This is a genomic window from Streptomyces roseolus (genome assembly GCF_014649855.1).
GTDB lineage: Bacteria > Actinomycetota > Actinomycetes > Streptomycetales > Streptomycetaceae > Streptomyces > Streptomyces roseolus.
The window spans coordinates 1-11904 of sequence record NZ_BMTV01000061.1; the positions used below are offsets into that span (position 1 = coordinate 1).

10 protein-coding genes are annotated in these 11904 nt (G+C 73.9%); 7 read left to right on the top strand and 3 right to left on the bottom strand.

The features are described 5' to 3' along the window. Window positions 1-272: 272 nt before the first annotated feature. From IE245_RS36125 to IE245_RS36155, 7 genes are all read left to right on the top strand, one after another. On the top strand, window positions 273-1091 hold the full coding sequence (locus IE245_RS36125) for an SDR family NAD(P)-dependent oxidoreductase (protein ID WP_189955628.1): 819 nt from the start codon (window positions 273-275) through the stop codon (window positions 1089-1091). 9 nt (window positions 1092-1100) lie between these two features. Then, complete coding sequence (locus IE245_RS36130) at window positions 1101-2330, top strand: MFS transporter (RefSeq protein ID WP_189955630.1); 1230 nt, start codon at window positions 1101-1103, stop codon at window positions 2328-2330. Window positions 2331-2339: 9 nt separating this feature from the next. Beyond that, complete coding sequence (locus IE245_RS36135; RefSeq protein WP_189955632.1) at window positions 2340-4052, top strand: FAD-binding oxidoreductase; 1713 nt, start codon at window positions 2340-2342, stop codon at window positions 4050-4052. 391 nt (window positions 4053-4443) lie between these two features. Continuing rightward, on the top strand, window positions 4444-5664 hold the full coding sequence (wecB, locus tag IE245_RS36140) for a non-hydrolyzing UDP-N-acetylglucosamine 2-epimerase (protein WP_189955635.1): 1221 nt from the start codon (window positions 4444-4446) through the stop codon (window positions 5662-5664). Between the two features lie 25 nt (window positions 5665-5689). Then, entirely contained in the window at window positions 5690-6439 is a 750-nt protein-coding gene (locus IE245_RS36145; RefSeq protein WP_189955637.1) for a hypothetical protein, read from the top strand. Window positions 6440-6514: 75 nt separating this feature from the next. Further along, on the top strand, window positions 6515-7753 hold the full coding sequence (locus tag IE245_RS36150; RefSeq protein WP_189955639.1) for an FG-GAP repeat domain-containing protein: 1239 nt from the start codon (window positions 6515-6517) through the stop codon (window positions 7751-7753). A gap of 143 nt (window positions 7754-7896) precedes the next feature. Then, window positions 7897-9159: an acyltransferase family protein gene (locus tag IE245_RS36155; protein WP_189955641.1), complete on the top strand. Its 1263-nt coding sequence runs from the start codon at window positions 7897-7899 to the stop codon at window positions 9157-9159. Between the two features lie 75 nt (window positions 9160-9234). Here IE245_RS36155 and IE245_RS36160 read toward each other — a convergent pair whose 3' ends face one another. The 3 genes from IE245_RS36160 to IE245_RS36170 form a co-directional block, all read right to left on the bottom strand. Continuing rightward, window positions 9235-10233, bottom strand: coding sequence for an MsnO8 family LLM class oxidoreductase (locus IE245_RS36160; RefSeq protein ID WP_189955643.1), 999 nt, complete (start codon window positions 10231-10233; stop codon window positions 9235-9237). Window positions 10234-10253: 20 nt separating this feature from the next. Then, window positions 10254-10799 (bottom strand): hypothetical protein, encoded by a 546-nt coding sequence (locus IE245_RS36165; protein ID WP_189955646.1) that lies wholly within the window; start codon window positions 10797-10799, stop codon window positions 10254-10256. 78 nt (window positions 10800-10877) lie between these two features. Further along, complete coding sequence (locus IE245_RS36170; protein WP_189955648.1) at window positions 10878-11720, bottom strand: alpha/beta hydrolase; 843 nt, start codon at window positions 11718-11720, stop codon at window positions 10878-10880. Between the last annotated feature and the right edge of the window lie 184 nt (window positions 11721-11904).

Below are 11904 nucleotides of genomic sequence, written 5' to 3' on the forward strand. Positions count from 1 at the left end.
ACCACCGCCGTCATCATCAACACCGCCATCGTCCTCATCGGCACCCTCACCACCGCCCTCTACCTCCGCACCAAGTCACCGTCGCGTGACGCGGTCGCCGGCTGAGGGCTCCCCCGAGCAGCGGCCGGGTGCGGCGCACATCCCCCGCCGCCGTACCCGGCCGCTTCCCCACGGCCCGGCGCCCCCGCCGGCCGCCCCCGCCGCTCCCTCCGCCACCCGGCACCCGCCACCCGCCACACCCCTCCCTTCCCCTCTCCTCCGAGGAACCCCTGATGGACCTGCGTATCCACGACCGCGTCTACCTCGTGACCGGTGCCTCGTCCGGGATCGGCGCGGCCACCGCGCGACTGCTGGCCGCCGAGGGCGCCACCGTGGTCGGCGTCGCCCGCAAGCCCTGGACCCCGGACGCGTCCGACACCACCGACACCACCAACACCACCGGCACCACCGGCACCATCGACGCCGTCGCCGCCGACCTCACCGACCCCGGTGCCGCCCGGTACGTCGTCGACCGGGTCCGCGAGCTGCACGGGCGGCTCGACGGGCTGGTCAACAACGCCGGCGCGCTCGTCTCCCGTACCGGCTTCCTCGACGTCGACGACGACGCCTGGGCCGCGAGCTTCGAGATCAACCTGTACGCGGCGGTCCGCGTGACCCGGGCCGCCCTGCCACTGCTCCTGGAGTCCGACGCCGCCTCGGTCGTGCACGTCGCCAGCGAGGCCGCCCGGTTCCCGGACCCGACGATCGTCGACTACGCCGCCGCGAAGACGGCGCTGCTCTCGGTGTCGAAGTCGCTCGCCGCCGAGTTCGGGCCGCGCGGGGTGCGGTCCAACGTGGTCTCGCCCGGCCCCACCCGCACCGCCCTCTTCGACGCCCCCGGCGGCTTCGCCGAGCAGCTCGGCGAGCGGTTCGGGATGCCCGCCGACGCGGCCGTCGACCACTTCGTCCGCGAGGTCCGCAGGCTGCCCACCGGTCGCATCGGGGAGTCCGAGGACGTGGCGCGGGTCGTCGCCCAGCTCCTTTCGCCGCTTTCCGGGCAGGTCACCGGGGCCGAGTGGAGCGTCGACGGCGGCGCCCTCCGGCAGATCTGACGGCGCCCCATGCCTCTCGCCCTGCTCGCCCTCGCCCTCGGCGCCTTCGGCATCGGCACCACCGAGTTCGTCATCGTCGGGCTGCTGCCGGAGGTCGCCGGCGACCTGTCCGTGTCCATCCCGGCCGCCGGGATGCTCGTGACCGGCTACGCGCTCGGCGTGGTCGTCGGCGCCCCGCTGATGACCGCCGCCGGGAACCGGCTGCCCCGCAAGACCATGCTCGTGGTCCTGATGGGCGTCTTCATCGCCGGCAACCTGCTGTGCGCGCTCGCCGGCGACTACGGCGCCCTCATGGGCGGCCGGCTGATCGCCTCCCTCACCCACGGCGCGTTCTTCGGCATCGGGTCGGTCGTCGCCGCCGACCTCGTCGCGCCCGACCGCAAGGCCGGGGCCATCGCCCTGATGTTCACCGGCCTCACCCTCGCCAACGTGCTCGGCGTGCCCCTCGGCACCTTCCTGGGGCAGCAGTTCGGCTGGCGTTCCACCTTCTGGGCGGTGACCGCCTTCGGTGTCGTCGGACTGCTCGGGATCATCGCGCTCGTCCCGGCGCAGCCGCGCCCGCCCGGCGCCTCGCTCCGCGGCGAACTCGCCGTCTTCGCCCGGCCGCAGGTGTGGCTGGCGCTGCTGACGACGATGCTCGGCTTCGGCGCGGTCTTCGCCTCGTTCACGTACCTGGCGCCGATGATGACCGAGCTGGCGGGCTTCTCCGACGGGGCCGTCGCCTGGCTGCTGGTCCTCTTCGGCGCCGGGCTCTGCGTCGGCAACGTCCTGGGCGGCAAGGCCGCCGACCGCTCCCTGATGCCCAGCCTGTACGTGATCCTCGGCGCGCTCGCCCTGGTCCTGGTCGTCTTCACGTTCACCGCCCGCGCGCCGCTGCCCGCCGCAGTGACCCTGGCCGTCTTCGGGGCCGTCGGCTTCGCGACCGTGCCGCCGCTCCAGGCCCGGGTCATGCAGCAGGCCGAGGGCGCGCCGGCGCTGGCCTCCGCCGCCAACATCGCGGCGTTCAACCTCGGCAACGCCCTCGGCGCCTGGCTGGGCGGCCTCGCCGTCGACCGCGGCTTCGGCTGGACCGCGCCGACCTGGATCGGCGCCGGACTCGCCGCCGCCGGTCTCTGCACCGCACTGCTCTCGGGCCGCGCCGACCGCCGCCGGGCGGCCGGGAAGCGGGCCGTCCCCCTGGACTCCGTCCTTCCGGCGCCGCGACAGGGCGCCACCACACCACCTTCTCCGAGGAGTTGAGGCAGACCCATGCCTGCTATCCGATCCGAGCGATCCGACAAGGGACCCGGCCGGCGCACCGTGCTCACCAGCGGCGCGGCCGTCGTCGGCACCGCCGCCGTGACCGGCGCCCTCGCCGCCCCGAGCGCCGCCGCCGCCACGGGAGCCACCGGCGTCGCGGAAGCCGCGGCGGCCGCCACCGGCTCCACCGTCCGCCCCGGCGATCCCCGCTACGCCGAGCTGACCACCGGCAACAACCAGCGGTTCGTCGCCCGGCCCGACTACATCCGCATGATCCGCTCCAGCGCCGACGCCGAGCGCGCCCTCAGGGACGCCGTCCGGGCCGGCAAGCGGGTCTCGGTCCGCAGCGGCGGGCACTGCTTCGCCGACTTCGCGGTCCACCCCGACGCCGAGGTCATCCTCGACTTCTCCGAGATGACGCACGTCGGCTACGACCCCCGGATGCGGGCCTTCACCGTCGAGCCCGGCGCCCGCCTCCTCAACGTGTACGAGGCCCTCTACAAGGGCTGGGGCGTCACCATCCCCGGCGGCATCTGCTACAGCGTGGGCGCCGGCGGCCACATAGCCGGCGGCGGGTACGGGCTCCTGTCCCGCGCCCACGGCCTGGTCGTCGACCACCTGTACGCCGTCGAGGTCGTCGTCACCGACGGCCGGGGAGGCGTCCGCACCGTCGTCGCCACCCGCGAGGAGGACGACCCGCACCGCGACCTGTGGTGGGCCCACACCGGAGGCGGCGGCGGCAACTTCGGCCTCGTCACCAAGTACTGGTTCCGCTCGCCGGGCGCCACCGGCACCGACCCCGCCCGCCAGCTGATATCCCCGCCGTCCACGGTCCTCGTCAGCGCCGTCGACTTCCCCTGGGACCAGCTCGACGAGCGCAGGTTCAACCGGCTCCTCAAGAACTTCGGCGCCTGGCACGCCGAGCACAGCGCCCCCGACTCGCCGTACAACGCGCTGTCGAGCCTCTTCAACGTCAGCTCCAAGGCCCACGGCAGCCTCGGCATGTTCACCCAGGTCGACGCCACCGTCCCGAACGCCCGCGCGCTCCTCGACGACTACCTGGCCGCCATCACCGCCGGCACCGGCATCCGCCCGCAGGCCCTCACCCGGCCCACCGGCGAACTGCCCGCCATGCCGCAGCTCGCCGAACCGCGCACCCTGCCGTGGCTCCAGGCGACCCGCCTCGTCGGCACCAACAACCCGGTCATCACCGACCCCACCTCGCGCGGCGGCCACAAGTCCGCGTACATGCGCAAGAACTTCACGGACCACCAGCTCGGCGCGCTCTACAAGCACATGACCAGGTCCGACTTCACCAACCCGGACACCATGCTGGTGCTGTTCTCCTTCGGCGGGCAGGTCAACGCCGTCGCCCCCGACGCGACCGCGAACGCCCAGCGCTCCTCCATCTTCAAGATGTGCTTCCAGACCTTCTGGTCGGAGGAGAGCGAGGACGACTTCTACCTGGGCTGGCTCAGGGAGCTGTACGAAGAGTTCTTCGCGCCCACCGGCGGCGTCCCGCTCATCGACGACGCCACCGACGGCTGCTACATCAACTACCCGGACCGCGACGTCGCCGACCCGCGGCGCAACCGCTCCGGCGTGCCCTGGCAGACCCTCTACTACAAGGACAACTATCCCCGTCTGCAGCGCGTGAAGCGGCGCTACGACCCGTCCGACTACTTCCGGCACTCCCTGTCCATCAAGCCCGCGAAGGGCTGACCCACAGCCCTGTCGCACCCCTGAAACCGCAGGTCGAAGCCCTGCGCCCGGTCACCCGGGCGCAGGGCTTCCGCGTTTTCCGGCAGCCGGCGCCCGGCCCCCGCCCGGCCCCCGCCCGGCCCCCGCCCGGCCCCCGCCCGGCCCCCGTCCGGCCCGCGCCGGGGGTGTCCGACCCCCGGTCGCGCACCCCCGCCCCCCGCGCCGTTCGAGGTGCTGTTCGAGGCGGGGCGGGCGTCCGTTGACCCCCCGGGAGCCTCGGGGGAGAGTTGTTCCAGGCCGCACGAGAGCCGCTGAACAAGCGCCCCGGCCGCATCACTCCCCTCCCCACCCCTGCTCAGCGCTGCCCTGCTCCGCCCTGTCCAGGTCCGCACCCACAGGAAGTAAGGAACCCATGCGCTCCCTCGCCGTAGTCCTCGGTACCCGGCCGGAGGCCATCAAGTTCGCGCCGGTGATCCGCGCCCTCCAGGACGACCCCCGGTTCGCCCCGGTCGTCGTCTCCACCGGCCAGCACCGGCAGATGCTCGACGAGACCCTCGACGCCTTCGGCCTCACCACCGACGTCGACCTCAAGGTCATGGCCCCCAAGCAGACCCTCTCCCAGGTCACCTACCGCTCCCTGCGCGGCCTGGAGGACTGGTTCGGCTCCGCCGCCGTCGACGCCGTCCTCGTCCACGGGGACACCGCCACCACCTTCGCCGGCGCCCTCGCCGGCTTCCACCAGCGGGTCCCCGTCATCCACGTCGAGGCCGGGCTGCGCAGCGGCCACCTCGGCTCCCCGTTCCCCGAGGAGGGCAACCGCCGGCTCGTCGCCCAGATCGCCGCCCTCCACCTCGCCCCCACCCCCGGGAACGCCGCCAACCTGCGCGGCGAGGGCATCGACCCGGCGACCATCGCCATCACCGGCAACACCGTCATCGACGCCCTCCGCTGGGCCTGCGGGCAGGCCGCCGACTACGGCGACCCGGCCCTCGCCGACCTCGACGCCGACCCGCGCCGGATCGTCCTCGCCTCCGCCCACCGGCGCGAGGCCTGGCCCCACCTGCCGGCCATCGGCCGCGCCCTGGCCCGCGTCGCCGACGAGCCGGACACCCGGGTCGTCGTCCCCCTGCACCGCAACCCGGTGGTCCGCGAGGGCCTGCTGCCGCACATCGGCGCCCACCCGAACATCACGGTCGTCGACCCGCTGCCGTACCTGGCCTTCTGCAAGCTGATGGCCCGCGCCGACCTGATCGTCTCCGACAGCAGCGGCAGCCAGGAGGAGGGCCCGGCGCTCGGCAAGCCGACCCTCGTCCTCGGCACCGTCACCGAACGCGGCGAGGCCGTGACCGCCGGCACCGCCCGGCTCGTCGGCACCGCCACCGACGGCATCGTCGCCCACACCCTCGAACTGCTCCGCGATCCGGCCGCGTACCTCCGCATGGCCAACGCCACCAACCCGTACGGCGACGGCCGTGCCACCGGCCGCACCGTCGCCGCCATCGCCCACCACTTCGGCCTCGGGCCCGCGCCCGAGCCCTTCGACCCGACGGCCCCCGCCGAGACCGTCCACTCCGCCCACGGAGGCGTCCTGGGCGCCGGACACGCCCGGACGGCCGCCCTCGCCCGTACCTGACCCCGACGAGAGGAACCGAACCGACATGGACACCACCGCGGCCACGACCACCACCGAGCGCGAACTCAGCTTCGGCACACCGCAGTTGCGCGCCACGCTCGTCCGCGACGCCGAGGACTACCTCATCGAGGGCCGCACCATGGTCGTCAACCCGAGCATGACGGCGGTGACCGTCGCCGAGACGCCCCGCAAGACGATCCCGGCCCTCACCTCCACCGTCCTCGCCGACACCCGCGTCGAGCGGGCCGACACGCTGATCCTGCTCCGCCCCGGGCGCGAGGAGGTCGGCGAGGCCTCCCTGGTGGACGCCCCCGGCTGGGGCCACCTCGCCGACCTCCTCGGCGACCAGGGCGGCTTCCCCCGCGACACCCCGCTCTACCGCAGCCCGCAGGACGAGATCGGCACCGTCGTCTTCGACGCGGCGCACCTGCTCGGCGAGCGCGAGACGGCCGTCTCCCTCCGGGAGTTCACGGTCCGCGCCAACCTCTGGTTCGCGCCCGCCGGCACCGACTGCGTCATCCACAACGAGCACGACTTCATCGAGGTCCACACCCAGGTCCAGGGCCTCGGCCGGATGCAGCGCTTCCGAGACCGCGACCACGCCTCGCTCTACCAGGACGTGCTCATGAGCCCCGGCTACACCACCCCGGACCCGTTCTGCGCCATCGGCCCGCAGTGCACCTACCACTACCCGTACCACCAGTACCACGCCGACACCGACTGCGTCTGGCTCGCCGTCGAGTACCACCCCGTCCCCCGCGCACCCCGGGCGTGAGCACCACCCCGCCCCGCACGCTCCACCCCCCCCTTCCGCCCTTTCCGCCCCCCGCACCGAGGAGAACCGACCACCATGAGCGAGAACACCACCCCCGGGCTGCGCGTCCCCCGCTTCACCCCCGAGCTCGTCGCCGACCAGCTCCGCGACGGCTACTGGCTGGAGGCGCCGGACATCGACGGCGACGGCAGCCCGGACCTCTTCGGCTACGGCCTGCGCCTCGGCGAGATCTACTGGTACGCCAACGACGGCGAGTGGACCCGGCGCCTGATCGCCGACCGCATCACGATGCCCGTCGGCGCCGACTTCGCCGACGTCACCGGCAACGGCCGGCCCGACGTCATCGTCTGCTACGACCTCTACGGCCCGATCGGCACCATCCACGACGCCAACACCGAGGGCGGCAAGATCGACTGGCTGGAGAACCCCGGCCAGCCCGACAAGGACGAGTCCCGCTGGAAGCGCCACTACGTCGGCCGCGCCACCGGCATGCACCGCCTGCGCGCCGGCCACTTCACCCGCACCGACCGCCTCCAGATCATCGGCCTGCCCATCGTCGCCAAGGAGGACGTCCACGCCGTCCTGCCGGTGGTGCTCTTCACCGAGCCCGACGACGTGCACACCGCCGAGGAGTGGCCGATGACCGTCATCGACGACAGCCACTTCCGCATGATCCACGGCGCCGAGAAGAAGCAGGGCCTCATCCCCGGCTCCGAGCTCGAATCCCTCCTCCTCGCCTCCGACGAGGGCGTCACCTGGCTCTACTACGACGAGGACCGCCAGGAGTGGATACGCGAGCTCATCGGCACCGGCGAGCTCACCCAGTTCGAGCAGACCGGCTTCCGCGGCAGCGGCGACCTCAACGCCGGCCGGCTCGGCGACGACCCGATGGCGTACGTCGCCGCCATCGAGCCCTTCCACGGCAACACCGTCGCCGTCTACACCAAGGACGCCGGGGGCAAGGGCTGGAACCGGGTCCTCCTCGACGTCTTCGGCGACCCGAACGAGAACGGCGAGGGCCCCGGCCACCAGATCGTCTGCGCCGACTTCGACGGGGACGGCGACGAGGAGTTCCTCGTCGCGCTGCGCGGCCCGTGGCCCTGGCAGGGCGTCATGTACTACAAGGCGATCGACGCGGCCAACGGCGTCTGGGCGAAGTGGCGGGTCTCCGACGAGTCCGTGGCCCGCATCGCCACCGCCGACTTCAACGGCGACGGCCGGCTCGACTTCGCCACCATCGCCTACTCCGTCCAGAACTACTACGTGGCCAAGGACGCGAAGCTCATGGTCTACCGCAACCAGATCGAGCAGTAGCCGCCGGGCACCCCCGCGCACCCCGCACCCCCCGCGCACCCCGCACCACGCACCGCGGTCCCGGGGCGCTCGTCGCCCCGGGACCCCGCAGGCCCCCTCGCACGGCCCTCCCTTCCCGCCAGCCAAGAGAGAGCGAACCCACCGTGTCCTCCACGACCTCCCCGTCCACCGCCACCGCGAAGCGGGCGAAACTGCCCTCCTTGACGGGCCTGCGGTTCTTCGCCGCCCTCCTCGTCTTCTTCTTCCACTCGTCCCTGATGGACTCGCCCATCCCGCCCAACGCCCCCATCAACCCCTTCGCCGACGAGGGCCTCGCGAACGCCTTCGAGACCGCGTTCAGCAAGGCCGGCTACCTGGGCGTCTCCTTCTTCTTCGTCCTCTCCGGCTTCGTCCTCGCCTGGGCGGCCAAGCCCGGCGAGCGGGTCACCGCCTTCCTCCGCCGCCGGCTCCTCAAGATCTTCCCCAACCACGTCGTGGTCTTCGCCGCCTCGATGCTGCTGTTCGCCGGCGCCGCCGTCACCAGCGTCGCGAACTGGCTGCCGAACCTGCTGCTGATCCACACCTGGTTCCCGCAGCCGGCCGTCAACCTCAGCGTGAACCCGCCGAGCTGGTCCCTCGGCAGCGAGCTGCTCTTCTACATGCTCTTCCCGCTGCTGATCGTCCCCATCCGCAAGATCCGCGGCGGCGCCCTGTGGTTCTGGAGCGCCGTGATGGTCGCCGGCACCATAGCCGTCCAGCTCGTCTCCACCTACCTGGTGCCCGCCACCCCGAAGTCCGCCATCACGCCCGTCTCCGACATGCAGTTCTGGTTCGGCTACCTGCTGCCGGCCGGCCGGCTCTTCGAGTTCGTCCTCGGCATCCTGCTCGCCCGCATCGTCCTGGCCGGCCGCTGGCCGCGCCGCATCGGCTTCGGCCTCTCCCTCGCCCTCACCGCCGTCGGCTACGCCGCCGCCCTGCTGCTGCCCTTCCAGTACGGCTTCGTCGCCGCCACCATCGTCCCCGTGGCCGCCCTCATCGCCACCACCGCCGCCTCCGACGTCGACGGCCGGATCACCTTCCTGCGCAGCCGCCCGATGGTCTGGCTCGGCGAGGTCTCCTTCGGCTTCTACCTCGTCCAGGGCGTCACGATCTTCTACCTGCGCTCCCTGCTCGGCGAGACCACGTACGGCATCGGCGGCTCGCTCCTGGTGATCGCCGGCTTCTTCGCCGCCTCCCTGCTCGGCGGCTGGCTCCTCTTCCGCTTCGTCGAGGCGCCCGCCATGATCCGCTTCGGCCGCTCCAAGCGCGGTACCGCCCCGGCCGCCACCACCGCCCCGGCCGCCACCGCCGCCGTCACCGAGGCCCCGGCGCCCGCCCCCGAGCCCGTCAGCGCCGGCTCCGGATCCGGCCCCGCCCGCGAGCACTGACCCCCCGCACGCCGAAGAGCCCCGACCGGACACCACCGGTCGGGGCTCTTCCGCGTACGGCTCCGGCGCCGGGGCTCAGCCCACCGGCACCGCCTCCGCGCCCGCCCGCGCCGCGCGGGTGGCCTCCTCCGAGAGGCCGAAGTACTGCGCGAGCAGCGCGTAGGACCGCTCACGGTCGGCCGGGTCCGCCGTCAGCGTGTTGACGACGATCTCGTCCACGCCGTGCGACGCGGCCAGCTCCGACAGCTTCGCGCCGACCTGCTCGACGGCCCCGGACACCAGCGCCGTACGGTGCACCTCGGCCCGCTCGCGCTCGGCGTCGCTCCACCGGTGGCCCCGCACCGTCGCCAGGGACGGCAGCGGCCGGTCCTGCCCGAGGTCCTTGCGGGCCCGCCACAGCAGCAGGCTCCGCGCCAGCTCCTCGGCCCGCTCGGCGGTGTCCGCCGCCACCACCCGCACGGCGAGCACCCCGCCGCCCGTCCGGGCGCCGGACTCCCGGGCCTCGGCCCGGTACCCCTCCAGGGCGCGCCGCCCGCCGTGCGGGGAGAAGAAGTGCCCGAACGCGTACCCGGTGCCGAGCCGCCCGGCCAGCCGGCCGGACTCGCCGCCCGCGCCGAGCAGCCACACCCGCGGCGGCACCGGGGCCTGCGGCACCACCCCGTACGGGCGCCGCCCGCCGTCGGCGCCCAGCAGGGCGAGGAGTTCGGCGACCTTCGCCGGGAAGTCGTGCGCCGGGCCGCCGGCCCGACCGAGCCCGAGGTCGACCCGCCCCGGATGGAGCGAGGCGAGCACCCCGAACACCTCGGCGACCTTGGTCGGCGCGTAGCGCGGCAGCAGCACCCCGCCCGTGCCGACCCGCAGGTGCGAGGTACGGGCGAGGGCCGCGCCCGCCAGCATCTCGGGGGCGCTGGAGGCGAAACCGGGCGAACCGTGGTGCTCGGCCGCCCAGTAGCGGACGTAACCGAGCCGCTCGGCCGAGGACGCCAGGGCCAGCGAGGCCCGCAGCGCCTCGTCGGGCGTCTGGTCCTCGCCGACGGGCGTCTGGTCGAGGACGGAGAGTCGCAGGGAGGTCATGACGTGGGCTCCTGTCCCCTTCAGTGCTGGTGGCCGGACGGGACTCCGGACGCCCCGGACACCGTCGCCGGCACGATCCGGAAGTCCCGCTCGAAGACGAGGTTGTGGAGGTCGGCGGCGGCGATGGCCCGCAGCGTCGGCAGCTCGGCGGCGGCCTGCGCGTCGTCGAAGACGTTCAGCGGCCACTCCGACACCGTCGCCCCGCGCAGGTGCGGGTGGTGGAAGCCGCGCCCGTAGTGCGCGTACAGCGTCACCGGCGGGATGCCGCCGTCACGCTGCTCCGCCCAGGACAGCGTCCACGCGTGGAACAGGCTGCCGTCGTCCGAGCGCTGCACGCCGGTCGCCGCCAACGTGCCCTGTCCGAGGAGCAGTTCCTCGTTCAGCTCGGTCAACGCCTGCCGGGCGTAAGGGTCGAGGAGCCCGGCCGCCGTGCGGAACAGCTCCTCCTTGCCGGACCGGGAGACGGCGTCGCCGTGCCGGCCGTCGCGCAGGTCGGCGAAGTGGCGCAGCAGCGCGTCGAGGTTGGCGGCGGCGGGTACGGCGGCGGGCGGGAACGGTGCGGTCATGGCAAGTCTCCCAAGAGGTCGAAGAAGCAGAGGTGAGGACGGAAGGGATCGAGCGGGGAACGGCCGTCCGGGACGGGCTCAGCGGGCGTCGAGGAACGCGCGCAGCGACGTCCCGATCAGCTCCGCCGCCGAGGCGCCCGACGCCACGGGGCGCAGGAACGCCCCGTGCCCGGTCCGCGGGAGCTCCCGCAGTGCCACCGGCACGCCGGCCGCCCGGAGGAGCCCGGCGTAGCGGCGCACGTCGTCGCCCACCGGGTCGAGTTCGCCGACCGTGAGGAGCGCGGGGGCGACCCCGTCGAGCCCGGCGGCCTCGAACGGCGTGCTGTACAGGCGGGTGCCGTCGGCGGCGGCCGGCGCCCCGGTGGCCCGGTACTCCCGCCAGGCGGCGGCCATCGCCGCCGCCGACGGGAAGGCCCCCGCGTGGCGCCGGTACGAGTCCGCCCCGCAGGCCGGGTCGAGCGGCGGGTACGCCAGGACCTGGGCGGCCAGCGGCAGCCCCCGGTCCCGGCGGGCGAGCGCGGCCGACGCGGCGAGCGTGCCGCCCGCGCTGTCCCCGCCGACGACGAGCACCGGCTCCTCGCCGCCGCCGTTCCCGGCGGCCTCCCGCTCGGCCTGCCCGGCCGCCCATTCCAGGGCGGCGAGGAGGTCCTGGACCATGTCCGGGTGCCGGGCGGCCGGGGTGAGCCGGTAGTCGACGCTCACCACCGTCATCCCGGCGGCCCGCGCCAGGTCCGCGGTGGCCGGGTACCACTCCAGGGCCGAGCCCGCGCGCCAGCTGCCGCCGTGCGCCCACACCAGCCATCTGCCGGCCCGCGGCCGCTCGGGCCTCAGGACGAGTCCCGGGACGGGTCCGCCGGGCGCGGGGACACGTACCTGCTCCCAGCTGACCGGAGACGGCTGCGGTCGGGTGTGCAGAGCCATCGGTCGTTCCTTTCATGAGGCCGTCGCGTGCGGCCCGCGGCCCACGGTGGCCGCGTGACCGGGTCGTCACAAGGCGGAGTTGCCCGAGTGTGCGGCTTCAGGCGGACGACTTGGTGCGGAGGTAGAGGGCGGTGGTGAGGGTGCCGATGAGGACGATGGCGGTGTTGATGATGACGGCGGTGGT